This window comes from Morganella morganii, assembly GCF_019243775.1.
GTDB lineage: Bacteria > Pseudomonadota > Gammaproteobacteria > Enterobacterales > Enterobacteriaceae > Morganella > Morganella morganii.
This window is the reverse complement of record NZ_CP069157.1, coordinates 1,885,366-1,910,913: the sequence shown is the minus strand read 5'-3', so window position 1 is coordinate 1,910,913 and position 25,548 is coordinate 1,885,366. Positions and strand designations below refer to the sequence as shown.

Here is a 25,548-nt window from a genome sequence, read left to right as displayed (position 1 = left end):
TATAAGCATAGTATTACTGCACACTATCGGAGGAGCATATGTACCGTTTTCAGAATGATTATAATGAAGTTGCACATCCGGCTGTTTTAAAAGCCATTACTGACACAGCAGGCCACCGCCATGACGGTTACGGCACGGATACTTTATGCGGTGATGCCGCAGCGCTGATTAAACAGCGGATTGGTCAGCCGCAGGCTGATATCCACTTTTTTAACGGCGGTACAATCACCAACCTGACGGCGATTTCCCATTTTCTGCGTCCGCATCAGGCAGTGATCTCCGTCAGCACCGGCCATATTGCCACCCATGAAACCGGGGCAATTGAAGCGACCGGACACAAAGTCATCACCGTATTTTCCCCTGACGGCAAACTGACACCCGATCATCTTAAACCGGTCATTGCCGAACATAATGATGAGCACTGGGTACAACCGAAACTGGTCTATATTACCAATTCCACTGAGATCGGCACGGTTTACCGTAAAGCAGAATTGCAGGCACTGCGTCGTTTCTGTGATGAGCACGGGTTATGGCTCTATCTTGACGGCGCCCGTCTCGCATCTGGTTTAATGTCCGCACAAAGTGATCTGACAATTGAGGATATCGCGGCACTGACAGATGCGTTCTATATCGGCGGTACCAAAATCGGTGCGATCGCGGCGGAAGCTCTGGTGATCAATAATCCGGCGCTGAAAGATGATTTCCGGTTCAGTATCAAACAGAAGGGCGCTCTTCAGGCAAAAGGCTGGTTGCTGGGTGCTCAGTTCCTGGCGTTGTTTACAGATGACCTCTATTTCTCATTAGGCAAACACCTCAACAGCATGGCCGGACAACTGGCGGCATTCTTTACGGAGCAGGGTTTTACCTTCCTGGCACCGCCGGAATCCAACCAGGTCTTTGTTATTCTGCCTTCCGCACTGGCAGAAAAGCTGAAAAAACAGTTTGTTTTCCATGAAACGCTGTTGCAGGAACCGGGAAAATCCTGTCTGCGTCTGTGCACCTCGTGGGCAACCACACAGCATGATATCGATGACTTTAAAAAGACATTTCTGTCACTGATCTGAGGGTCCGGATAATTTCCGTATTGATAAAACCACGCGGTGAAAACACAGCGTGGTTTTTTTATACTTCATATTATGGCAATTATTTATTTCATCATTATTCCTGCTTATTTCCGTGATACTGATTCAGAAAAATAACACTGACTAAAAAAAGTGTTTTTTAATCGTTATTTTTATTTTAGGGTTTAACAGCAATCTGAGTACACAGTACACCCATTCATATAATCTGTTATTAATAAGGAAATGAAATAATGAAGAAATTAGATAAAAGTAAATTGCTGAAAATAAAATCGCCGTTATCAGGATGGTCATTCAGTAAATAATAAACACACTAACTAATTGATAGGCCATGTCAGTCAGCCGGGGCATGGCTAATCCACCTGACGGACACTGTTATATGATAAATCTGACTTTTCCTGATTATAAACATCAGCAGGCTTATCAGTATTTTTCTGATGAAGTCTATGAATCACTTAATTATTTATTATCCTATTATCGTTTACCAGAAATAAGCTCAGAAGTTCCGTTGTCATGGCAAAATTGCGCTATTCATTATATCGCCGGTAAATATGCGGAAGATGATGAACATGCTGATGCGGTAACTTACCTCAATCAGTTGATGCGAAAAAGAACGCCGTTACCACTGACTATCTCGCCACTGACATCTGCCGGTCATTTATTGGCAGAAACGATGATCCTGAAAATTATCCGTGATGATAAACAACTTGGTTTCGGCTATTGTGATGATCCGGTACTGGCAGCAGCGGAAACGGAAAAAATAACACAGGCATTATCCGTTATTCATCGCTGCGCGCCGGAAACCGGCAATGAAATTGACCGGTTTATCCATCAGATATACCTGACTCAGGAAACCGCAGACGGCTCCCGCTTTATGCGTTCCGGTACCAATTTCTATATGTGGGGAATGATGTTTGCCTATGTTCATCCGTCACATTCGGTCGCTTATTATATTGATATTCTGGCACATGAATGCGGCCATACGGCACTGAATATCCTCAATGCGGGGGATCCATTGGTACTAAACCCAGCTGATGAAGTCTTTGCTGCTCCACTGCGTGATGACGACCGGCCGATGATCGGTATTTTTCATGCCTTGTTTGTATTATCCCGGATATGTTATGTATTTTCTGAAATTATCCGTAACAGTAACGGTATACCAGAGCCGGAATATTATGACCGGCTGAGCAGTAATCTGGAAAAGCTTCGTAATACCGCCGATATTGTCAGGCAGCATGCCATACTGACAGAAACAGGAAAAAATATTTTCACGGCTATCTGTCAGCGCTGGAACCTCAGCTAATGCTGATCTACCGGGTGATTTTTGAACGGAAAAGCAGGGCGATTAATATCTGCTTTTTCTTTAATGCGCTGGGCTCCGGGTTATTGATGCCGCTGGCATTACTTTATTTTGCCGGGAAAACACTCAGTGAAAAAGAAATTCTGTATCTCGGCACGATTAAATTCTGGTCATTCTCATTGGCCTATTTTTTTATTATTCCGCTGATAAGCCGGTTTGATAGTAAGAAAACCATTATTTTTTCACTGTCGTTTAAACTGGTATCACTGTTATTTCTCTTTATCGGACAAACATTTTATCTGTGTCTTGTGGTGATGCTGGCAAACGGTATTGCCACCTCCGTATTTTCAGTAGCAGTAAAATACTATATTAAAGCTACCTCGGAAAATATCAGCGAAAGCTTTTCAGTACGAATGACGCTGAATAATACCGGTGCTGCGATTGCACCGGTACTCATTACACTGTGTGTCTTTTTTTCACTGCCTTTTACGTACGCATTACTGATTCTGACCGGGATTTTCATGATTGGTATTCTCTTCTCAGCAAAACTGCGTTCTTGTCCCGGTGAAACGAAAAATCACTTTTATTACTTTCATTTTTCTGATCTTACCGGCAGAGACACCGTTCTGATCTCTGTGCTCAGCACTATTTTTGCCATGCTGTATTACAGTTTTGAAGTCATTGTGCCGCTGGAGCTTATCCGATCCGGCTCTGAGTATCTGATAGGACCGGTTTTGCTGTTTAATACGCTGGTTATTATCGCAGGGCAAATCCCGGTATACCGTTACTTCACGGAGAAGTGGGGTATTATTACCGCACTGATGGCGGCAACCGGTTTATGCATTTTTTTGTTTATTCCGTGGTTCTCCGGTATCGCAGAACTTCCGGCTCTGTTACTGATTGTGCTGGGTGTCACTCTGCTGGAAATGTTTTACGGTGCGGGTATCGATACTCTGATCACTCTGGCCAATTCTCCGCGTAAAATCGCAGTCCTCGACGGTCTCTCCGGTATTTCACTGGCAATTGGTGCGGCAATGACAGCGGCGGTTTACAGCGATTCGATACTGTTTTTACCGCTGGTTATTGCGCTGTATCTGGTTGTCGCCGGTATACTGGCATCGCGAAAGGGAGTGGGTTACCAGTGAATTCTCAGCGGAACACCTATTTCTGCACGAAAAGTATTTTCAGAGATAGTTTCTGATGTAAAAGGATCGAAGCCAATGGTTCTGGCTTCTTCTTCCCAATAAGGATAACGGATACTTTCAGGAGAATCAGCAGGAATAATGTGTATACATTCACCTTGCAGATAATGGAGTACATGTACTAATTCATGATACAAAACAATAGCCAGCCCGGCAGATACCGGGCACAACATGGTTTTTTCTTACCGGGAAAACCGTTTTGAACCGGCAACACAGGCAATCACACCACAGGTTGACGCAACCATTACGGAGCTGACGGTTTCATTCAGTAACCACGCGGAAAGCACCAGCCCAAAAAACGGTTGTAACAGCTGTAACTGGCTGACACCGGTAATACCGCCTTCCGCCAGGCCACGGTACCAGAAGAAAAAACCAATCAGCATGCTGAATAACGAAACGTAAATCAGTCCGCCCCAGGCCTGTGCCGGTATACCGCTGAATGTCACCGGCAGGAAAGTGATACTGAGAATCAGCATCAGCGGCAGAGAAAGCACCAATGCCCAGCAGATCACCTGCCAGCTGCCGAGTGGCCGGGAAAGGCGGGCACCTTCCGCGTAACCCAGTCCGCACAGCAACACGGCCGCAACCATATACAAATCACCTGTCAGAGTACTTTCACCGCCCTGAAATAAGGCAAACCCCATCACAAACAAGCTGCCGAGGACAGAAAAAAGCCAGAACGCCGGGCGCGGACGCTCATTGCTGCGCAGCACACCAAACAGTGCCGTCGCCAACGGTAACAATCCCAGGTACACAATCGAGTGTGCCGAACTGACATACTGAAGAGCAAGAGCTGTCAGCAGCGGAAACCCGACGACGACACCCGCCGCCACAACGATCAGCGACAACAGATACTTCGCAGCTGGCAAACGCTGGCGCAGAACGGCCAGAATGAGCAGAGCGGCAATGCCGGCAATCGCTGCGCGGGCGGTTGTCAGAAAATCCGGTGCAAAGCCGGTAATACCCGCCTTGGTGGCGGGCAGGGAACCGCTGAAAATCAGCACGCCGATAAACCCGTTGATCCAGCCGTGTGTTGAGCGGGAAACCGTTGTCATTGCATTATCCATCCTGTACTCCGTTAATTACCTCTTGTTATTACAGAGAATAATGCGGATAATTATGACAATCAAAAAATTGTCATGGATACATTTGTATGGCAACGCCACGTTATAAACAGTACGTCGATACCCTTGCAGCCCGTATCCGTAACGGTGAACTGGCGGCCGGAACACAATTGCCGACTCATCGTGCTTTTGCGGCTCAGGAAGGGCTGTCATTAGTGACAGCGTCACGTGTGTATCAGGAACTGATCAATCAGGGGCTGGTCAGTGGTGAAACCGGACGGGGAACATTTGTCAGAGATATCAGTTTATTACCGGTTACCGGTATTGAATGTGATGTCACTCCGGCAATGTATGACCTTAACTTTATCTATCCGGAAGTCACGGAACAGACCGCATTACTGCGCCACACGCTGCGCCGGTTATCCATGAGCGGCCATCTGGAAAGTCTGCTGCATTACCTGCCTCACGCCGGGCGGCATCAGGAGAGGGTTGTTGTTGCTGATCACCTGAAGTTGCGTGGTTTTTCTGCCGTTGACCCGGATACTGTTGTCATGGTCAGCGGAGCCCAGCACGGTCTGGCCTCTGTTGTACTGAGCATGTTCAGCCCCGGTGATGTAATTGCGGCGGATGCACTGACTTATCCCGGCTTTAAAGCACTGGCACAAACCTGTCATATCGAATTGGTTCCGGTGCCGGTTACCCCGGAAGGCCCGGATTTGGCAGCGCTGGCACAATTATGCCGCCAGCGGAAAATCCGCGGCTATTTCACCATGCCGACACTGCATAATCCGCTCGGCTGGGTGATGGATCTGACATCCCGCAGGAAGCTGATAAGTCTGGCCCGGGAAAACCGTTTTTTTCTGATAGAAGACGGCTCCTATGCTTTTCTGCAGAAACCAGCACCAGCTCCGCTGGCAGAACTGGCGCCGGATATCACATTTTATGTCACCGGATTTTCCAAAAATATCGCCACCGGCTTGCGGGTCGGATTAATTGTTGCTCCTCCGGAATATATTGCTGAGCTGGAAAAAATTATCCGCATCACTACCTGGAACACACCAGCACTGATGACCGGTATTGTCCGTGAGTGGCTGGAGCAGGGAGCAGCCGAAAAACTGGAGCAGAAAAAGCGCCGCGATGCCAAAGCCCGGCAAAAAATTGTCAGCCGGATTTTTGCTGATTTACCCCATATCGCACATCCGGCCGGCTATTTTTTGTGGATCCCGTTACCGGAAAATGTGCGCTGCGATGCGGTTATCAGCCGCCTGAGAGCGGCCAATATTGCCGTCAGTCCTGCAGAGTCTTATGCCGTAACCCGCGATATCCCGCAGGCTATCCGTGTGGCTGTCAGCACACTGCCGTATGATGACCTGGAATCCGCGCTGATGGCTGTCAGAGACACCATTACCTATCTGATGGATTTATGATGTTATGAAAAGCATTCACGAATGGCATGACCGGCACTATACCGTAACAACGGATATCACCAGGCTGGATATCGGTAAAATTCATGACTATCTGACGCATTCCGCATGGGCGGAAGGGATCAGCCGGGAGTTGGTCAATGAAAGTATATTGAACAGCCTGTGTTTCGGGTTATTTGCCGGTACAGAACAAATCGGTTTTGCACGGCTTGTCACCGATGGGGTTACATTCGGGTATCTCTGCGATGTTTATATTATCGATGAATATCAGAAACAAGGACTCGGCCGCTGGCTGATGGAGTGCTGTCAGTCACATCCGGTGATGAACCGGCTGAGACGCATTATGCTGGTCACATCGTCAGCGCCGTGGTTATATGAAAAATCGGGTTACAGCCCGGTCAACCGGGAGAATTATATCTGGCAGATTGTCAGACCGGATATTTATAAACAGTGAAAAGGGATACTGTTTTATCGTATATACGCTGTTAAATCAGTGTGTTGTTTAACTAAATAATACTATTATATATATTGTTTCTCCCTCAGAGAAAACGATTTACTTTGTGATTTTACGGGAATATACTCCATGTGTTTATTTCTTGCGGAGAACACGTAATTGGACAGTCATAGATTATTTATCAAAATACATTGATCCTGCCGGTAATTCTGTTTTTCTCTGACTGCCGGCAGTAATACTGCGGCAGTACCTCTCTTTATAATGGTACTTCCTTATTTAATTTCGCTTATCTTTCACGGGATAGGCCCGAAAGGACGGATTTATCATGAATCTCTATATGCTGGCGTTATTCCCTCCTAACTGATTGTTTTTCGGTTAATTCATTTTAAATTGCCGTGTTTGCGCACCGTATCCTGCTATTCCGTCTATTCAGAACGGAAGGGGAATGGCTTTTTATTAAAAAATCCACAGTACGTATTCATTTATGAATAAGCGTACAGGCTATCTTTTGCTGATAAGGAATATATGGACACACCACCCGGGCCCGGAAATATATCATTTCCCGGACTGTCCGTTATCATGACAGTTATTTAAATTAACTGTTAAATCAGACAGTCCGGTGAAAAATAAATGACTCAGTTTATCTGAGGAAATAAAAGGAATCGTACCATGACTGTCAACGTTAACCGCACTGTCACTCCGGCTGTGCGCGATAATAATGCTTTCCCTGCGGCGGTATATGCCGCAAAAAAACCAGACGAAACATTAGCAGAATTACATTCTGATATGCTGGGGCTGGATGAAATTGATGCCCTTGACCGCCTGATAGAACATCAGGAAAACGTGGTAGCACATGACAAAGCACCTCCCGCGTTTATTCAGTTTATTTCCGCATTTCATAATCCGTTTATTTATGTATTGTTGGCGCTGGCCGTTATCAGCTTTATGACGGATTATCTGATCCCCCTGCAACAGGGCGAAGACACTGACCTCACCGGTGTACTGATCATCGGAACGATGGTTTTTCTGAGTGTGGTACTGCGTTTCTGGCAGGAATACCGGACCAACAAAGCCGCAGAAGCCCTGAAATCACTGGTAAAAACCACTGCCACAGTACTCCGGCGTAAAAAAGGACGATCTGTCCGGGCAGAACTGCCGGTAAAATGTCTGGTTCCGGGGGATATAGTAGTTCTGAGCGCCGGGGATATGATACCGGCGGACTTGCGGCTGCTCCGTTCCCGTGATCTTTTTATCAGCCAGGCCATTCTGACCGGGGAATCGGTTCCGGTAGAGAAATATGATACTCAGGGCGATATCCATGAAAAAGATGCCGCAACGATAACGGAAAACGGACAATCACTGACGGAATCGGGCAATATCTGCCTGATGGGCACCAATGTGGCCAGCGGCACGGCACTGGGTGTTGTGGTGGCAACCGGTGACAAAACCTATTTTGGCTCACTGGCGAAATCCATTGTCGGAACACGCTCACAGACGTCATTCGATCGCGGGGTGAATAGTGTCAGTATCCTGCTGATCCGCTTTATGTTAGTGATGGTGCCGGTTGTCCTGCTGATTAACGGATTTACCAAAGGCGACTGGTTTGATGCCACACTCTTTGCACTTGCCGTCGCAGTCGGGTTAACCCCGGAAATGCTGCCGATGATTGTCAGTTCGAACCTGGCGAAAGGCGCAATTGCAATGTCGCGGCGGAAAGTTATCGTTAAGCGGCTGAATGCAATACAAAATTTTGGTGCGATGGATATCCTGTGCACGGATAAAACAGGGACGCTGACACAGGACAACATTATCCTCGAGCATCATCTTGATACGGAAGGTAATACCGATGAAGCCATACTGGGACTGGCGTGGCTGAACAGTTTTCACCAGAGCGGCACACGTAACCTGATGGATCAGGCGATCATCCGTTTCGGGCGCGGTAAAGCCGAAACAGAGTCTCTGCACAATTATCAGAAAATTGACGAACTGCCGTTTGATTTTGTCCGCAGACGTCTGTCTGTATCCGTAAGAAAACCGGATGGTACCGCCTTGCTTATCTGTAAAGGTGCGGCGGAAGAGATGCTGGCGTGCTGTTCTCTGATCCGGACCGGAAATCATATTTCTCCTGCGGATGATGAGAAAAAACAGGCCATTATGGCGCTGGTCAATCATTACAATGAGACCGGATTCAGAGTACTGCTGCTCGCAGAGCGGGTTCTGGATAGCAAAGAGCAGGGATTGCCGCTCTCCGCAGACAGTGAACAAAATATGATTTTATGTGGAATTCTGACCTTCCTGGATCCGCCTAAAGACAGTGCGGCAAAAGCTCTTAAAGCACTGAAGCATAACGGGGTAACCGTAAAAGTGCTTACCGGGGACAATGCGGTTGTCACAGCAAAAATCTGTCGTGAAGTCGGGCTGGATGCCTCGATGAGTATCAGTGGTGATCAATTGGCGCTCCTCGGTGATGAGGAACTGAAACAGGTGGCGCAAACACACACTATTTTCTGCAAACTGACGCCGCTGCAAAAATCAGCCCTGGTCCGGATTTTACAGTCCGCCGGCCATACCGTTGGTTTTCTCGGGGACGGAATTAATGACGCGCCGGCACTGCGGGACGCGGATGTCGGAATTTCCGTGGACAGCGGAACGGATATCGCCAAAGAATCCGCGGATATTATCCTGCTGGAAAAAGATCTGATGGTTCTGGAGGAGGGTGTCATTAAAGGGCGCGAGACATTCGGTAATATTATTAAATACCTGAATATGACCGCCAGCTCTAACTTCGGTAATGTATTTTCTGTTCTTATCGCCAGTGCCTTTATTCCGTTCCTGCCGATGCTGGCCATTCAGTTACTGATTCAGAACCTGCTTTATGATATGTCTCAGCTTGCGCTGCCGTGGGATAAAATGGATAAAGAATTCCTGCGCAAACCCCGTAAATGGGATGCGGGCAATATCCGGCGCTTTATGATCTGGATTGGCCCGACATCGTCTGTATTTGATATCACCACCTTTGCATTATTATGGTTTGTTTTCGGGGCAAACAGTCCGGACAGTCAGGTTTTATTCCATTCCGGCTGGTTTGTTGAGGGGTTATTATCACAAACGCTGGTCGTGCATATGCTGAGAACACAACGGATCCCGTTTATTCAGAGCACAGCAACACTGCCGGTATTATTGGTTACCGGGATTGTTATGGCCATCGGGATCTGGCTGCCGTTTTCACCAATCGGAAGTTATATCGGGCTTGAGCCGTTACCGTGGGAATATTTCCCGTGGCTTGCTGCTACGCTGGTCAGCTATTGCGGTCTGGCACAAATCATGAAGGGTATTTATATCCGCCGTTTCGGAATGTGGCTGTAAGTTAAGATATGTTGTACCTGTTGTTCAGCTGATTTTTACTGAATAATAGGTACAATCAGAGTATCAAAATAAAAGGAATACTATGCACTTAGAATTTAAACGGCTCACTCAGATAAAACCGGCCGATATTACCGCACTGAACAATCACCCGAAAGTGTTACAGCAAATGCCGCTGGGTAGTCCGGATTTTGATGATGGAAAAAGCCGCAACTGGGCAGAAGAAAAAGACGCTCAGTGGGAAATAAATGGATATGGCCCTTGGGCATTTGTGATCGACGATGTATTTGCAGGCTGGGGAGGGCTTCAGAAAGAAGGTGATGATGCTGACCTGGCGCTGGTACTTCATCCTGATTTCTGGGGAACGGGAAAAATCATCTGTGATGAAATTATCCGCCACGCATTTGATGAAATACACTTAACCAGTATCACCATTTTATTACCATTATCCCGGAAAGTTTCCCGGTTTATAACACGTTACGGATTTCAGCCGGATGGTTCTGTTAACTATGATGGTGTGGATTTCCGGCGATTCCGGTTATTTTCAGATCATACAGATGGACATGATTAAATAACGATAGATTTTATTTGTAATTTATAATCTGATATATAAAGTATCCCGCTGCCAGTGGGATGACAAACGGAATAATGAGCATCAGATACAATCCGCCAAGCCCCCGGGGGCTACTACCATTAATAACATCCTCAAATGTTGATTCTGAAAAATAATGACGAAGGACATCATCACTGCATTTTTTAGCAAACGGAAATAAAGGTAAACAAATGCAGGCATAGATTATCCATAAAAAATGAATGGTTACATTATCATTTAATGAATAAATAAACATGCCAAAAACAAAAAGGCCAAGGCAGGATTTACCCCAAAAATCCCAACTTTTGATAAAAAGACGAATAGGGTGTTTTCTTTTTTTATTTGCTATATGGCGCTGTCTTATTTTTTCTTTTGTATAGTTTCTTCCGCTCTTACTCATTGAACTATCTCACAAAAAAGGAAATATTTGGGGATGGACATCCGGCCAATTTATCATGGCTGAGCGTAGTGAACGAGAGGTTTTTGAAACGCGGAGATAAAACACCCGTCAGCGGGTGTTTTATCTTGTCGGGCTGATGTGACTTATTCGTCGAAATACCAATATCCCTGATTGATAAATTCGGTTAATTCCGCAACAAAAACCGGGTTCTCCAGTGCTTCACCGAGCTCATTCACGCCGACTTCGGTTAACCGGCACAATGTATCCGCACCTTTAATTTCGGTGGTCATCCAGCCTTCGGTATTAACGAAGAAATGTTCCCCGATATGCAGAACACGCAGTCCGCTCAGTCGTATCAGTTTTTCACCGGCATTCAGAGCACTAAGTACTTCTTCCGGCTCATACGGCGGTTCCGAAGGTGCAATATCCAGCTCATGGCGCGGGGTAGTTGCAAAACGGCCTAACCACTGTTCGAAATCACCTGGCTTGTTGATCATTTCAATCATCATGGCACGCAGGCGTTCAACCTCATAAGATTCCATTGAACCTGAGTTTTCACGTACTTTCAGGTCAGGGTCGCCATAATTGACGCCACCCAGATCCTGTTCCAGTGCATAGTCTGCAAAGCTGCTCAGCAGATCACGTCCTGTCGGTCCGCGAAAGCCGACAGAATAGTTCATGGTATCTTCGAAGGTGAAACCATCGTGAGGAAATCCCGGCGGAATATACAGAATATCGCCCGGCGCCATTTCCACATCAATTATCGGCTCAAACGGGTCGACATGCAGTAATGCCGGATGTGCGCAGAACTGACGCATGGGAAGGGCGTCACCCACACGCCAGCGACGGCGGCCCATGCCCTGGATAATGAAAACATCATAGTTATCAATATGTGGTCCGACACCACCGCCGGGCACTGAGTAGGAAATCATCAGGTCATCAAGACGCCACTCAGGCAGCACGCGGAACGGTTTTACCAATTCCGCAGCCGGCATATGCCAATGGTTGACAGCCTGTACCAGCAATGACCATCCTTTTTCACCTAACTGGCTGTAGTCCTCAAACGGACCGTGACTCGCTTCCCATTTGTTATCAATGAAGCTGACCAGGCGGCTGTCAACTTCCGGCTCCATAGCCAGGCCGGCCAGTTCATCCGGCGTGATAGGGTCGGCAAAATCAGGAAATGCATTTTTCAGTACAACGGGTTTTTTCTGCCAGTATTTTTCTAAAAATTCAGGCCAGTTAAGATTCAGTTTGTTAACCATGTGACCACATCTATATGAGGAAATAAGCGGATAATTATAGAAGCAATGCGCTGTCATATTTTTGTTTGGGGTCAAGTGCGGGTCAATAACTTTTGCGGGGAGATTCGTGGGCTTATAGTGATTCAGTTGTCGGACGGTCGGAGACAAGAAATCGTTATCCACGATAAATGAACCAGCATGATTTAGCCTGGCGGAATAACAGATTTCGTTATTTCATACTTTAGTTCGCATAATGTATATTATGTTAAATGATATTCATGGCAAGATAAACCACGCCGACACTCTGATACACGTCACTACCCCGATTAAATTCAACGGGTTGCATATCTGCTGTATATGCAACCGCTAACCGTTTTTATAACGCAGCTCCACTTCTGAATACAGCACACGGCCGTTGCCGGTAACCGGTGGCTCAGTCAGCGACATTTGATGAGTGACGTAATCACCTGACGTCATACCATGAACTGTCATAATGCCATCTTTAACTGTAATGGTGGTTTTTGTCAGTACAGACGGAAAAACGTGTTTATTTTTCTGTTCAATTGCGATTTGATTGAATGACTTGCTTATACTGCATATATAAACGCCATCAAACCGGCTGATTTTTTCAGGTTGCTCTGAGGGGTTACCCGGTTTACATCCGGCTATAAGGAAAAATGAGAGTACAAAAATAAGACGGTTCGCTGCCTGCTTTTTCAGATTCATCTGCCCTGTTCTCTCTTTTGTGGTAATTAAATCCGTTTAACTTTTCTGACAGATATCTTATCAGTCATCAGCATCAATATAAAACAGTACGCCAGTAATCCCTTTCCTATAGTCAGCGCAATTTTTCCGCTCTATTCTGAATATCGGAACGATATTTTTCAGTTGGTACAATGGAAAACGGTGCCCTTACCGGTACAGTTAAACAATTCGATACTGCCGGAAAATTAGTCAGTGAAGGTAAGGTGACTAACGGAAGAATGCAGATCCTGAAGTAATACGGAATGAGTCTGCCGGGAGGGATAATTGTCATACTCCGGCGTTTGCGGTATTCTTCCCGGCTCAGGCAAAATAACAGGATATTCATTCATGACAGCCCACAAATCCAACGATCCGCTGCATGGCGTTACTCTCGAAATGCAGGTTAATGCACTGGTCGAAAAATATGGCTGGGCAAAGCTGGGTAAGTTAATCAATATTAACTGTTTTAAGAATGACCCCAGTGTAAAATCAAGTCTGAAATTTCTCCGCCGCACTCCCTGGGCCCGTACCGAGGTTGAGAACTTATATCTCGATTCGCTGGATGATGCTGCTGAAAAAACAGACAGCATCTGGCCGGAAGGCCCATGGTAAATAACCAATAATACCGGCTTCCGTTAATTCTGCGGAAACCGGTGTTTCAGTTAAATCAGCTTTTACAGGATTGTCCCGGTTTTTTGATTATTTCACCATAATCATTCAGTGCTGCCGGTTTTTGGCTCTGAATATTATTTAATACCGGTAATGTCGGATCCATCTGCCAGGCATTCCAGCCGCCGTCATAAATCCGGCTGTTTTCCCAGCCCGCCAGTTGGGTCATAAACCAGGAAACACTTGCCCGCCAGCCGGTGCCGCAGTAAAACGCGACCTGGTCTGTCGGTTCAATACCCTGCGTTTTCCATAAAGCAAAAATCTCTTCCGGATTACGTAATGTGCCGTCCGGGTCATAGTAATCGGACATATCATTCGAATTTTTACCGCCGAATCCCCATATTGCCCCGGCCGGTTCACCTTTGCGCGGAATATAGTCATAACCGGAGATTTTGCCGGTATGTTCATCCCATGTCCGGTTGCTGATAAGTTTAAGGCCGGATTTCTGACCCTGTATGGCTTCTGCCGGCATGGCAATAGTGACCTGCGGATTAACCGGAATTTCCGCACCAAAATCCGCAACCGGTACCGGAATATTCAGGGTGGTTTCCGTTGGTAATTCCGCATCAGTCCAGACATTTAAACCGCCGTTCAGGAAACGGACATCCTCAACACCCGCCCATTTCAGTGCCCATAATACCCGCAATGCTGCCATCTGATTTTCAGAATAGACGACAACCGGGGTATCTTTGCGGATCCCGTTTTTCAGCAGATTATTTTTGATAACGTCAGGTTCGGATAAATTCCAGACCGGCGCATTTTCTATCCAGTCGGTATTAAAATGGAAAGCACCTTTAATATGCGTTGCATAGGATTTTGATTGCTCCGCATCCCCCCACGACACTTCAAATATCACCGGTTTTTGATCACTGGTATAACTTTCCGGTTTTTCACCGTTCAGTGCGGCCTGAACCCAGGCGGGAGAAACACTCAGAAAGTAATTCGGGTATTTATCCATCGGCAGATCAGAATTGCTGTACTGGATAAAGGATTTAAATGCCCTGACCTGAAAACCTTTGGCAGCAAATTCAGCAGTAATACGTTCCAGTGAATCCGGGTCACTGTCGTAAAATACCAGGGTTTTTTCTTTGGAAATCCCCTTTTCTTCGACAAACGTATCAAATTTATTCTCATCGATAAAATCCAGCCAGCCGGTAGTAAACTGCATCGCACCTTTAATATGGCCGCCGCGGGCCGCGCCTTTATCTTTAAAACCGAAATATAAACTGTCCGGCCGGGTATCGATAATAATGTATTCCGGATTGTTCAGGTTCTCCGACAATTCTTCAATGCCGATCTCTTTTACCACCGTCTGGTCACAACCTGAGAGTAATAACGGTATCAGAAGAAAGAGTGATTTTGTTTTCATATGTGATCCTATAAACGACATTGCCCTGAACGGAAAAAATAACTGGTGATCCAAACACCAGCCATAATCATGAATGTGGAAATCCATCCCTGCCAGGAGAAATAAGCGGTTGCCACAAGGGAATTCGTGACGGTACAGCCGCCTGCCAGTGTTGCCCCTGCTCCCATAACAATCCCGCCGGTCAGGCGTTTAACGACGGTAATACCATCAGGCGGAAGTCTTAATCTGAATTCTTTGCGGATAACCGCACTTATCATTGAACCGGCGAAAATACCGATAACAAATAAGGTTCCCCAGTTAAAATAACGCTGCTGTCCGGTGATCAGATACTGAATAACATTGCCGGAAGGAACAGCAACGCCATAGCCAAAATTACGTCCGGCCTCAGCACTGAAAACCCAGGCAATAATCCCGAGAATACCGATCAGCATACCGGTAATATTCAGCGGCAGATAATTAAAGCGTCCCTGTGAAGGTGGCGTATAACGGGGATGATAATGCTGATAAATCAGTAATCCGGCGGTGAGAATAATTAAAAACGCGACCAGAAACCACGGAGAGATATCCAGTGTTTTATAAATCGTATCCGGCTGTGCGGGATGCTGTAATAAGGGTTCAAACCAATGTTTCAGGCTGCCTTTCTGAGCGGCCGCCATGGTAACAACAAAGGCAAATAAGGCAATCCAGGTACCGGTTAATCCTTCACCGGAACGAAACCATGCGCCGCTGCCGCAACAACCGGCCAGTACCATGCCCGCACCAAATAAAAGACCACCGGCAAGTGTTGCGGTGATTGGCAGATTTCCTTCCGGTATATGTAATAATCCGGCGGATTCCAGAGCAAAGAAACCTGCGGACTGAATAGTGACCGCAATCAGCAGTGCGGTAAGAAACCGGGTATTTCGCTGGTAAAGAATGTTTCTGAATCCGGAAACAAAACAGAACTGACCTGACTGGAGCAATCCGCCGAACAGGATGCCGATAAATAAACCACTGACCATGAAGAAACCCCGGGGAATAAACAACTGCGTGTATCTGTGAATTTTACCCGCCCCATTATTCGCCGTTATGGCGCAAAATCAAGTTAAGGATAGTTAACCTCTTATCAGATATATCTGCTGTCCCGGCGGTGAACACTCTCTTACCCTGTTCAGACACTAGACGGTAAGGAACACAACGCACTGATAACCGGGACCGTAAATCTTCTGGCGCAACAGAGAATTAAACCGCCAATCCGGAAAAGCGGCAACGCTACCGGTGCCGCCGACTTTTTAACAACGCAGCATATTTTCAACATTTGCTCACCTTTTTTATAATTCACCCATGTGATTATAACGGTTTATTTTCAATTACCTTGACCGCTTTCCCGTTTCGGACTTTTAGTCATATTTTTTAGTGACTTAGCCTTTCCTGTTTTCTTAAGATGAAAACGGATCGCATTAACACTTGATGTTATTTGTTTCAGAAAAGTTGTTTCAGGGAAATTCACCGGTAACAGCCGGTGTTTTGGTCAGGCATTATATAAAAATGAGTTTTTAACAATGAAAATAAACAGCAGGAAACTGGCACTGGTTTCACTGATCCTGTCATATTCACAATTCTCCGCCGGGGCGGAAAATACCGCAAAACAGGATCCGGACAGTGACACACTAATCGTCACCGCTTCAGGGCGTGAAGAACAGCAGCGAAAATCCACCGTTACCACCCAGGTTATCGACAGCGACCAGATTGAACGCTCACGGGCGGAAAGCCTGACCGAATTACTGGCACAGAACAGCGTCGGCTTTTTCAGTGAATGGAGTCCCGGGCAGACATCCATTAATATCCGCGGTGCTGCAACGGATGGTCAGGGAAAAGATTTTGCCGGACAGGTGCTGGTATTAGTTAACGGCCGCCGGGCAGGAACCGCGAACTTATCCAAATTATCACCGAAAGATGTCAGCCGGATTGAAGTTATCCGGGGCCCTTCTTCGGTTATTTACGGCTCCCAGGCGATGGGCGGCGTGATTAATATTTTCCTGAAAAACGGATTAACCGACGAAGGCGGGAAAATCTCAGCAGAAACCGGATCCTGGGGACTGGCACAGACTTACGGCGGCTATGGTTTTCAGAATGATGACGGCGATATTTACGGCTATATCGGGTTTGAAGCCGGACGCCGCGATGATTACCATTCAGGGAAAGGCGGCCACAAACAGGAAAATACCAACTGGGAACGCTTTGGTTTAAGCGGTAATTTAGGCTGGCAGATCAACGAAAGTAACCTGCTCGATGTGTCACTGCGGACTGACGGTATTTATGACGGCGGTTTCCGGGGATCAACCGGGAATATTTACGCCAAAGATACCCGTTATAACCGTTCAGCGGATGTGGTCTGGAAAAACGGCACTGACGACAGTATTTTCAGAATGAACAGCCACGCCTATTTTGTGCAGGATGTGGATAATTTCCGTTGGGCATCACCGTTAACCGCAAAAACCCGCAGTGATCATAACCGCCGCCAACTGGATATTTACGGCGTGAAATTCCAGCCGGTGATTAAACTCCATGAGCAGAACGATCTGTTATTAGGGGTGGATTACGAATACAGCCGTCTGCGTTCAGAACGGGATCAGGTCAGTGTCAGCGGCAACCCGCTGAAACAATCCGCGCCGTATGATAATAACCAGACTGAAAATCAGTATGCCGTTTATTTCGATGACCGGCAGAGTTTATTTGATGACAGCTGGATAATCCGCGGCGGGATGCGTTATACCTACGGGAAAACCAATTTCGATAAAACACCGAACCTGGATAATCAGTTCACCGGCAGTGCCTCATATAATAAGTTAACCTGGAGTCTCGGTACCAACTATCAGGTCAATGACTGGCTGAACCTGAAATCCTCTGTCGCCACCGGCTACCGTGCGCCGACCGCCACACAGTTGGGCGCGGATTATATTACGCTGTCCGGTACGCAATATCTGGGCAACAGTTCCCTGAAAGCGGAAAGTAACCGTCAGTTTGAAGTGGGCGCGACACTTGGTGATTCCCTGAATTCCGTCGATATTGCCCTGTTCCAAAATACGATTCAGAACAGAATACAGACCAACGTTCTGGCACCGAATGTCTATCAGTACGCCAACAGCGACGATGATATTGTGGTACGCGGGCTGGAAATTAACAGCCGTGCCACCGTTAACCGTGTATTTGACTGGCAGACAGACTGGGATTGGGTCATGCGTTTAAACGGCAGCTGGAATTTCGATATGGAAGATAAAGGCGCCAAAATAACCGCAACTAATAACAGTAATAAAGTTCAGCGCATGTATCAGTATCAGGCGGCGTTTATTAACGAGCTCTATTTTACCAATGCCCGTTATCCGTGGAGCCTCCAGTTACAGGGAATTCTGCGCGGACCGATGTGGTATAAAACAGAGGAAGGAATTATCCCGGATGTCCGCCCTTATTCTTCTTATGTGATGCGCAAAGCGCCGTTTATGGTCTGGAATCTTCAGGCGGATGTGGATATCAGCCAGTCACTGACGCTGTACGGACGGATAGACAATATTCTGGATAAAAACGAGCATCCGGTATTTTTTGCCCTGGATGAAGACCCGTATATTATGCTGCCGTCAAAATCCAACGGCAGTCTGGGAACCTCTATGCCGGGCCGGTCATTTATTGCCGGTGTGACATACCGTTTTTAACCGGCAATAATGAAAGTCCTGATTATAATTATCACTCTGAGCATGGCCCTGTGCCGTGCTCTGCCTGCTTTCAGTATGATGGCGCAATTATCTGCGCCGGTCACGCTGAACGAAAAACCGCAGCGTATTGTGACTATCTTTTCATCAAATACCGAAATTGTGGCGATCCTCGGACTGGCTGACAATATCGCCGGTATTGATGCCTACACCTATTTCCCGGATGAAATCAAAAATAAACCGTTAATCGGCGGCCGCCTCGGGTTTTCCCTTGAGCGGATCATTGAACAGAAACCGGATCTGGTGATTATGACCCCTGCCCGCCAGGCCACGCATCAGTTATTAACACCGCTGCGTAAATTCGGCATTCCTGTGCTGGTGCTGGAGGGAAACAGTATTGAGGAAATTATTCATAATATCCGTCTGGTGGCACAGGTCACCAAAACAACGGAAAAAGGCGAACAGGTGGCGGCAGAAATAGAACAGCGGCTGCACAATGTTCAGCAAAAGCCCGCAGGTTACCGCGCACCAAGGGTCATTATGATCACCGGTCAGGTCAGTAACGGGTTATTACTGGTTGCCAGGCCGCAGGTGTATAAAAAAACACCGGGTTACACCGCCGATTCCATTTTAAAAGCGGGCGGAACCCTGGCGCTGGAGGAATATAAACAGGCCGGACCGGCGCTGAAACAGGTATCTCCGGAAGCGGTTATCGCCGCCGACCCGGATATTATTTTGTACACCATTTCCGGAGACAAAATCCGGGATTTACTGACACTTCCCGGCTGGTCACAAATGAAAGCTGTTAAAAATAATGATATTTATCCGGTCAAAAGTGCGTATGTGCTTATTCCCGGCCCGCGGATTATTGATGGCATTGAATATATGTCTGACATCTTTGAGCAATGGAGCCTGAGACAGTGAAAATAGTCAGTCTGTTACTCATTTTCTTCGCCGCATTTATTTTCTCCGCCTGTGCGGGACATACATGGGAAAGTCCGCTGAAGGTGGTAAGCGCCCTGTTTTACAGTGATGATTTGACATCCCGCTTATTAACAGAATGGCGTTTACCGCGTGTGATTACCGCCGGATTTACCGGCGCATTACTGGGATTAAGCGGTGCCATTTTTCAGGGAGTATTCCGCAATCCGCTGGCAGAGCCGTGGTTATTAGGATCCTCCGGCGGTGCCGCGATCGGCGGAACAGTGGCATTATTAGTGCCGCTCGGATTACCGCTGGCGGTATCGCTGCCGCTGTTTGCCTTCAGCGGCGCACTGGCGGCGATATTTATTGTGTTATCTGTCTCCCGGATTGCCGGTTCACTGGATACCGCCACATTGTTATTAACCGGGGTGGCGGTCAGTGCGGTATTAAATGCCGCCCGTTCGTTTATGATGATGGCATTATCCGATGAAAGTACCAGCCTCCAGGTGGTATTAAGCTGGATTCTGGGCGGAATACAAACTCCGTCCGGAGAAGGTCTGATCATCAGCCTGATATTAACCCTGGCCGCCATTTTATTATCCGTTTATCTGTTATCTGACGGGCTGGATTTAATGGGACTGGACAGAACAATGGCCATGAGTTTCGGTTTATCCGTTGAACGGTTTACCGTGCTGGCCTTAATTGCCGGATCCGCCATTGTGGCAATTGCCGTTTCACTCGGCGGCGTTGTTGGTTTTATCGGGCTGATTGCCCCGCATATTGCCCGCTGGCAGGTCGGTGCCCGTCATAAATATGTACTGCCCGCCTCCGCTGTTATTGGTGCGGCACTGGTGATGTTCTCCGATGCATTATCACGCAGCCTGCTGCCGCCGGGGGAAATACCGCTCGGGCTGATCACCGCCTTTATCGGCGGCCCTTTCTTTATTTATCTGCTGGCGAAACGGGTGAGAAAATCATGATCACAGTGAATAAACTGAACGTCCGTAAACAGGATAAAACAATACTGACGGTTGATTTCCTGCATTTACCCGCCAGAGGCAGCATTGCCCTTATCGGCCCGAACGGCTCCGGTAAATCCACCCTGATAAAGGCCTTATCCGGGCTTGACCCGGAGGTATTCAGCGCCGTTACCCTGGGCGGGAAAAATATCAGCCGTTATAAGGGAGCGGCGCGGATGCAGAAAATCGGTCTTATTCCGCAGAGTTTTAATCCCTGCTGGGATCAGCGCACAGAGGAATTAATTTCACTGGCCGCAGAGCGGGCATCTGACCCGAAAGCCGCAAAAGAAGCCGCCTGCCGCAAATATGAATTACAGCCGTTACTGGATAAACACTGGCATATATTATCAGGCGGGGAAAAAAGCCGGGTACTGACCGCAATGGCACTGATGTGTGATCCGCCGGTGATATTTGCCGATGAACCGGGTGCGGCGCTGGATATAAAACACCGCATGCAGCTGATTGAAGATTTAACGGCACAGGGAAAAGAAAAACTGGTGGTGGTGTGTCTGCACGAGCTGGATATGGTATTCCGCTATTTTGAATCGGTTATTGTGTTATCACAGGGACAACTGCGCTATTTCGGTTCATCCGCCGCACTGCTGGAATCCTCTTTATTAAATGAAGTCTTTGATGTGGAATTCCGCAAAATAGAGATGGATGGTTACAGTACAGTGTATGCACATACGATTATCCGTCCGTAAAAATAACCCGGCGGCTGTTTTCTGCCGCCGGATTAATGTTTTTATGACATAAACGGATAATCGGTATACCCTTCGGCACCACCGCCGTAGAAGGATTCCGGACGCTGCGGGTTCAGCGGTACTTTTTTCGCCAGACGCGCGGCCAGATCCGGGTTGGCGATATAATCACGGCCAAATGCCACCGCATCAATCAGCCCTTTTTCAATCAGATCTTCTGCTTTTTCCGGGGTATAAGCCCCGGCACCGATAATCACACCACGGAACAGAGAACGAACCTTACGACGGAAATCTTCGCTGTACGGCTTGCCGCCTGCCCAGTCCGGTTCAGACATATGCAGATAGGCGATATTGCGTTTATTCAGTTCCTCAATCAGATACAGGGCATCCGCCTCTTCATCCGGGCCGTTGCTCATATTCTGGAAAGAACCGATTGGTGACACACGGATCCCGATGTGTTCCGGTCCCCACTCTGCACAGACTGCATCCACCACTTCCAGCACCAGACGGGCGCGGTTTTCGCGGCTGCCGCCGTACTGATCGGTACGGTGGTTGGCATCCGGTGATAAGAACTGGTGCAGCAGATAACCGTGAGCGGAATGCAGCTCTGCCATATCAAACCCGGCCTCGCGGGCATTAGCTACCGCCTGACGGAAATCATTCACAATCCCCGGGATTTCACTGGTTTCCAGCGCACGCGGCATGGAAGTATCAACACGGATAGCATGACCGTTTTCATCACGCAGTGAGGTGCGGGTACCGGCACTGATCGCAGACGGCGCTACCGGTGCCTGTTGTCCCGGCTGAATGCTGTTATGAGAAATCCGCCCTGTATGCCACAACTGGACAGCAATGTGGCCGCCTGCGTCATGCACACCGGCCGTGATTTTTTTCCAGGCCGCAATCTGTTCCGGGCTGTGCAGACCCGGCGCACCGGCATAGCCTTTGGCCTGTGCCGAAATCTGAGTGGCTTCCGAGATAATCAGCCCTGCACCGGCACGCTGGCGGTAATATTCACCCATCAGCGGGGTCGGGATATCGCCGGGTTCGATACTGCGCAGCCGGGTCAGCGGCGCCATAAATACGCGGTTCGGTGCGGTAAAGGCGCCTACTTTCAGCGGGGTAAACAGTTTTTTCTGTGACAATGGTTGTTGTGACATAGTATCTCCGGATTAGACCAGTCGACTAGTTTTCAGATAAATAAAAACGCCTGCGAAAAAATTACTCAGGCGCGGTAATCAGTGTTTCAACATGCGCCAGTGCACTTTCCAGCGGCGCGGTACTGCGGGAAATTTTTGCCTGCAAATTTGCCCCCAGCCATAATGAATAAAATACCTGTGCGGCGTGCTGCGCATCGCCCTGAAACATCAGCGAATTTTCTTTTCGTCCGTTTTCCAGGGTTTGCGCCAGCAGTGCGATCACTTTACTGACGCCCTTATCCATCGCGGCATTCATATCTTCCGATAAATCACACACTTCGGCGGATAATTTGACCGTCAGACAGCCCTGAATACGGCTGTGCTGACAGGCATTTTTCAGAATATCGCCGTAATACGCGAGAAAGCGATCACGGTAATTCCCGGGGCCGTGCTCAAAATGACCGGTCAGGCGTTCCAGGTAATCTTCGTAATAGCGTTCCAGCAGAGCTACGCCGAATAATTCCTTGGAGCGAAAATAGTGATAAAACGAGCCCTTCGGCACCCCGGCCGTTTTCAGCAGCTCACTCAGCCCCATGCCGGTAAAGCCGCGCTGAAGACACAGGCGTTCGCCGGTAGCCAGAAGATGTTCGCGGGTATCATGTTCAGTGTGTTTGTTCATGACAATACTTTAATAGACCGACCGGTCTGTTGCAAGTTTATTTAAAACAAATTTCGCCCCAGCGTGCCAGACCGGCGGTTACCGAGCCGAAATCGTTTCCTCTGACCACCGGAATACCCGGTAATTGTGCCTCAATCGCGCGGCATAACACCGGCGACCGGCCTGATCCGCCGGTGATAAAGATAGCATCCGGCGTTGCGCCGCCCTGCTGCACTGCATCATTCACCAGGGAAATCATTTTATCTTTCGGGGAGGAAATCGATTCTTCCATCTCCGCCGCACTGATGTCTGTCTCCAGCGTTTCACTGAGCAGGCGGATTGCCGCACGGTATTCCGGTGAGGCGGAAAGCGCGATTTTTGCCTCTTCCGCCCGGCGGACAATGCTGTAACCCAGGCTCTGGTTATACACTTCCAGCAGACGCAGCAGTTTTTCCGGCTCTGCCGCATCCCGCTTCAGTTGCTGTAACAGTGTGAGATTCTGACGGGAGTAGAACTCTTTCTGTGCTTCCACATTATTAATGGCGATCGGGTTCCAGAATTGCATCAGCGGCATTTCGATACCGGAAGCCGCGCGGCTGTTCATCCCGAACAGCGGCATCAGCTGTTTAAAGGCCAGATAGATATCAAGATCGTTTCCGCCGACCCGCTGCCCGCTGTGTGCCAGCAGACTGCCGGTGCGATCGGCCTGACCCCGGTAACCCGGCCCCATGCGGATGAGTGAGCAGTCGGTGGTACCGCCGCCGATATCCACCACCAGCACCGTCTGATCCGTATTCAGTACCGACTCATATTCCAGCCCGGCCGCCACCGGTTCAAACTGAAAGGTAATCTGCTGAAAACCGGCACGTTTTGCCGCCCGCAGAAGAATGGCCTCCGCCTGCTGATTGGCGGTTTCGCCGCCCAGTCCGTGGAAGTTAACCGGTCTGCCGATCACCGTTTCGGTGATAGTTTCCTGTGTTGAACGCTCTGCCTGAGATTTGATATTCGCCATCATGGCGCAGACCAGATCCTCAAAGAAGCTGATTTGCACATCATGCAGCCCTGAGGCGCCGAGAAAGGATTTCGGGGATTTGACGTAATACACGTCACGCGGATCATTAAGATAGAGTTCCAGCGCAGCCTGGCCGAACAAAATATCCTCCGGCACCAGCTCAATACTTTCTTCGCGGTTAAAGGCGATAGAGCGGCGCAATAACTGTTCGCCGGTATTATCTGACGGCAGAATATCGCGGTGACGGAATAAGTGTTCGGAGACGGATTCGCGTGTCGGTGCACACAGGGTGGACGGAATATAGACATTATCCCCCTCCAGCGGTAATAACACCGGAGTGTCCTCTTTCATCACTGCCACTGAGCAGTTGGATGTTCCGTAATCAAAACCAATAAACATAATGCCTCCGCTGTTTGCCATGCCGGAAAAAAGCCGGAAACTTTACCGCAGACAACGGGGAAATACCAATAAAAAACGCGGAAACAACAGGCGGGAAAAATGATCCGGGAGTGATCTCCCGGATCAGGTCAGTTATTCAACATCATCCAGCATGGCCGGTGACGGAATAAAGAACAGTGTACCGGTCACGGCGGTACTGAATTTCAGTAATTCATCGGTGGCACCGGTTTCTTTTCCGGCAAACATATTTTCCAGCATCCGCCGGGTGGTGGAGAAATAACGGGCGTAGCCGATAAAATAGGTACCGTGCTCATTTTTGGCCGGGTTGGAGAACGGCATATTGGCGCGGACTATTTTCAGGTCATTGCCCTCTTCGTCCTGAATATTGGTCACCACATTGTGGGAGCCGGGGATTTTCTGCTCATCGGTCAGTTCGACATCATTGAATTTATGACGGCCGATGACTTTTTCCTGATCTTCGGTGCTCAGGCTCTGCCAGGCATCCATATCGTGAATGTATTTCTGCACAAAGGCATAGCTGCCGCCGGCAAATCCCGGATCTTCGTCGCCGATAACCGCATACTCTTTGCGCTCATCCTCAAATTCCGGGTTTTCTGTCCCGTCGACAAAGCCGATAATTGCGCGTCCGTCCATATAACGGAAACCGTGAACTTCATCCTCACAGGTCACTGCACCGCTCAGAGCACGGCTGATAATAGAGCCCAGCTCGTAACAGGCGGACACATTCAGGGCGCGGATATGAAAGAAGATATCACCGGGGGTGGATACGGCGGTAAAGCGCGGTCCCTTAATTGCTTCAAAAGTATTCAGTTCACGGGGTTTGCCCGCATCCGGAAACAGTTTTTGCCACGCATCCGCCCCGAAGCCCATCACACAACTGACTTCCAGTTTCGGAAAGCGGTTACGGATGCTGCGCAGAATACCGGACAGGTTATTACACAGCGTAACAACCGTCTCCCGCGTTTGCGGGGTATCTGTCAGATTAAAAACGAGGAAATAGGAATTCTCACCGGGCGTGTCAGTCACATTTTGGTATTTCATACTTTCTCCATACATTTCTTATTCTGAATAGTATCTGTCGTTAT

Annotated in this window: 23 protein-coding genes; 12 read left to right on the top strand and 11 right to left on the bottom strand. The window is 48.2% G+C overall.

Going from position 1 to position 25,548, the window contains the following annotated elements:
- The first annotated feature begins 38 nt into the window (after positions 1 to 38).
- The 3 genes from JL661_RS09235 to JL661_RS09225 all read left to right on the top strand — a co-directional run bounded on the left by JL661_RS09235 (position 39) and on the right by JL661_RS09225 (position 3,524).
- Positions 39 to 1,064 carry a threonine aldolase family protein gene (locus tag JL661_RS09235; protein WP_004237556.1) on the top strand — a complete coding sequence of 342 codons (1,026 nt, stop codon included), beginning with the start codon at positions 39 to 41 and terminating at the stop codon, positions 1,062 to 1,064.
- 523 nt (positions 1,065 to 1,587) lie between these two features.
- The gene (locus JL661_RS09230) at positions 1,588 to 2,382 is read left to right on the top strand and encodes an aKG-HExxH-type peptide beta-hydroxylase (RefSeq protein WP_225310082.1); all 795 of its coding nucleotides are present in this window, start codon (positions 1,588 to 1,590) and stop codon (positions 2,380 to 2,382) included.
- Positions 2,382 to 3,524: an MFS transporter gene (locus JL661_RS09225; protein WP_004239362.1), complete on the top strand. Its 1,143-nt coding sequence runs from the start codon at positions 2,382 to 2,384 to the stop codon at positions 3,522 to 3,524. The genes JL661_RS09230 and JL661_RS09225 overlap by 1 nt, the downstream gene beginning before the upstream one ends.
- Here JL661_RS09225 and JL661_RS09220 read toward each other — a convergent pair.
- A complete protein-coding gene (locus tag JL661_RS09220; RefSeq protein WP_072013210.1) occupies positions 3,515 to 3,754 on the bottom strand; it encodes a M91 family zinc metallopeptidase in 240 nt (79 codons plus the stop codon). The two genes, JL661_RS09225 and JL661_RS09220, sit on opposite strands and share 10 nt — an antisense overlap.
- A 9-nt stretch (positions 3,755 to 3,763) precedes the next feature.
- Entirely contained in the window at positions 3,764 to 4,648 is an 885-nt protein-coding gene (locus JL661_RS09215) for a DMT family transporter (protein ID WP_036417526.1), read from the bottom strand.
- A gap of 86 nt (positions 4,649 to 4,734) precedes the next feature.
- On the opposite strand from JL661_RS09215, the gene JL661_RS09210 reads away from it, so the two are divergent.
- From JL661_RS09210 to JL661_RS09195, 4 genes are all read left to right on the top strand, one after another.
- Positions 4,735 to 6,072: an aminotransferase-like domain-containing protein gene (locus tag JL661_RS09210; protein ID WP_062771659.1), complete on the top strand. Its 1,338-nt coding sequence runs from the start codon at positions 4,735 to 4,737 to the stop codon at positions 6,070 to 6,072.
- A 4-nt stretch (positions 6,073 to 6,076) separates the two neighbouring features.
- Positions 6,077 to 6,523 carry a GNAT family N-acetyltransferase gene (locus JL661_RS09205; RefSeq protein ID WP_036417523.1) on the top strand — a complete coding sequence of 149 codons (447 nt, stop codon included), beginning with the start codon at positions 6,077 to 6,079 and terminating at the stop codon, positions 6,521 to 6,523.
- A gap of 669 nt (positions 6,524 to 7,192) precedes the next feature.
- Positions 7,193 to 9,889: a magnesium-translocating P-type ATPase gene (gene mgtA, locus JL661_RS09200; RefSeq protein WP_062771656.1), complete on the top strand. Its 2,697-nt coding sequence runs from the start codon at positions 7,193 to 7,195 to the stop codon at positions 9,887 to 9,889.
- Between the two features lie 82 nt (positions 9,890 to 9,971).
- Complete coding sequence (locus JL661_RS09195; protein ID WP_004237567.1) at positions 9,972 to 10,457, top strand: GNAT family N-acetyltransferase; 486 nt, start codon at positions 9,972 to 9,974, stop codon at positions 10,455 to 10,457.
- Between the two features lie 13 nt (positions 10,458 to 10,470).
- Here JL661_RS09195 and JL661_RS18375 read toward each other — a convergent pair whose 3' ends face one another.
- From JL661_RS18375 to JL661_RS09180, 3 genes are all read right to left on the bottom strand, one after another.
- Positions 10,471 to 10,878, bottom strand: a complete 408-nt coding sequence (locus JL661_RS18375) for a hypothetical protein (RefSeq protein ID WP_015422704.1) — start codon at positions 10,876 to 10,878, stop codon at positions 10,471 to 10,473.
- A gap of 143 nt (positions 10,879 to 11,021) precedes the next feature.
- Positions 11,022 to 12,143 (bottom strand): ribosomal protein uL16 3-hydroxylase, encoded by a 1,122-nt coding sequence (locus JL661_RS09185; RefSeq protein WP_062771653.1) that lies wholly within the window; start codon positions 12,141 to 12,143, stop codon positions 11,022 to 11,024.
- 345 nt (positions 12,144 to 12,488) lie between these two features.
- Complete coding sequence (locus JL661_RS09180; protein ID WP_062771650.1) at positions 12,489 to 12,848, bottom strand: hypothetical protein; 360 nt, start codon at positions 12,846 to 12,848, stop codon at positions 12,489 to 12,491.
- A gap of 366 nt (positions 12,849 to 13,214) precedes the next feature.
- On the opposite strand from JL661_RS09180, the gene JL661_RS09175 reads away from it, so the two are divergent.
- Positions 13,215 to 13,478 (top strand): VF530 family protein, encoded by a 264-nt coding sequence (locus JL661_RS09175; RefSeq protein ID WP_062771647.1) that lies wholly within the window; start codon positions 13,215 to 13,217, stop codon positions 13,476 to 13,478.
- 55 nt (positions 13,479 to 13,533) lie between these two features.
- Here the strand turns inward: JL661_RS09175 and JL661_RS09170 are convergent, their stop codons facing one another.
- Both JL661_RS09170 and JL661_RS09165 read right to left on the bottom strand, forming a co-directional pair.
- Positions 13,534 to 14,904, bottom strand: a complete 1,371-nt coding sequence (locus JL661_RS09170; RefSeq protein ID WP_004237571.1) for a rhodanese-like domain-containing protein — start codon at positions 14,902 to 14,904, stop codon at positions 13,534 to 13,536.
- Between the two features lie 8 nt (positions 14,905 to 14,912).
- Positions 14,913 to 15,905 carry a YeeE/YedE family protein gene (locus tag JL661_RS09165; protein ID WP_046024580.1) on the bottom strand — a complete coding sequence of 331 codons (993 nt, stop codon included), beginning with the start codon at positions 15,903 to 15,905 and terminating at the stop codon, positions 14,913 to 14,915.
- A gap of 540 nt (positions 15,906 to 16,445) precedes the next feature.
- Between JL661_RS09165 and JL661_RS09160 the strand changes: the two genes are divergently transcribed.
- Genes JL661_RS09160 through JL661_RS09145 form a run of 4 tightly spaced genes read left to right on the top strand, consistent with a single transcriptional unit; the run spans position 16,446 to position 21,237 of the window.
- Positions 16,446 to 18,593, top strand: a complete 2,148-nt coding sequence (locus JL661_RS09160) for a TonB-dependent receptor plug domain-containing protein (RefSeq protein ID WP_062771644.1) — start codon at positions 16,446 to 16,448, stop codon at positions 18,591 to 18,593.
- Between the two features lie 9 nt (positions 18,594 to 18,602).
- Positions 18,603 to 19,514, top strand: coding sequence for an ABC transporter substrate-binding protein (locus JL661_RS09155; protein WP_036417185.1), 912 nt, complete (start codon positions 18,603 to 18,605; stop codon positions 19,512 to 19,514).
- Positions 19,511 to 20,494 (top strand): FecCD family ABC transporter permease, encoded by a 984-nt coding sequence (locus JL661_RS09150; protein WP_015422705.1) that lies wholly within the window; start codon positions 19,511 to 19,513, stop codon positions 20,492 to 20,494. The genes JL661_RS09155 and JL661_RS09150 overlap by 4 nt, the downstream gene beginning before the upstream one ends.
- A complete protein-coding gene (locus JL661_RS09145) occupies positions 20,491 to 21,237 on the top strand; it encodes an ABC transporter ATP-binding protein (RefSeq protein WP_036417187.1) in 747 nt (248 codons plus the stop codon). The genes JL661_RS09150 and JL661_RS09145 overlap by 4 nt, the downstream gene beginning before the upstream one ends.
- Positions 21,238 to 21,278: 41 nt before the next feature.
- Here the strand turns inward: JL661_RS09145 and nemA are convergent, their stop codons facing one another.
- The 4 genes from nemA to JL661_RS09125 all read right to left on the bottom strand — a co-directional run bounded on the left by nemA (position 21,279) and on the right by JL661_RS09125 (position 25,504).
- Positions 21,279 to 22,379, bottom strand: coding sequence for an alkene reductase (gene nemA, locus JL661_RS09140; RefSeq protein WP_036417189.1), 1,101 nt, complete (start codon positions 22,377 to 22,379; stop codon positions 21,279 to 21,281).
- Between the two features lie 76 nt (positions 22,380 to 22,455).
- Positions 22,456 to 23,052, bottom strand: coding sequence for a TetR/AcrR family transcriptional regulator (locus JL661_RS09135; RefSeq protein WP_036417191.1), 597 nt, complete (start codon positions 23,050 to 23,052; stop codon positions 22,456 to 22,458).
- Between the two features lie 37 nt (positions 23,053 to 23,089).
- Positions 23,090 to 24,442: a molecular chaperone gene (gene yegD, locus JL661_RS09130; RefSeq protein WP_049241034.1), complete on the bottom strand. Its 1,353-nt coding sequence runs from the start codon at positions 24,440 to 24,442 to the stop codon at positions 23,090 to 23,092.
- 132 nt (positions 24,443 to 24,574) lie between these two features.
- A complete protein-coding gene (locus tag JL661_RS09125; protein WP_004237582.1) occupies positions 24,575 to 25,504 on the bottom strand; it encodes a Dyp-type peroxidase in 930 nt (309 codons plus the stop codon).
- Positions 25,505 to 25,548: the final 44 nt, after the last annotated feature.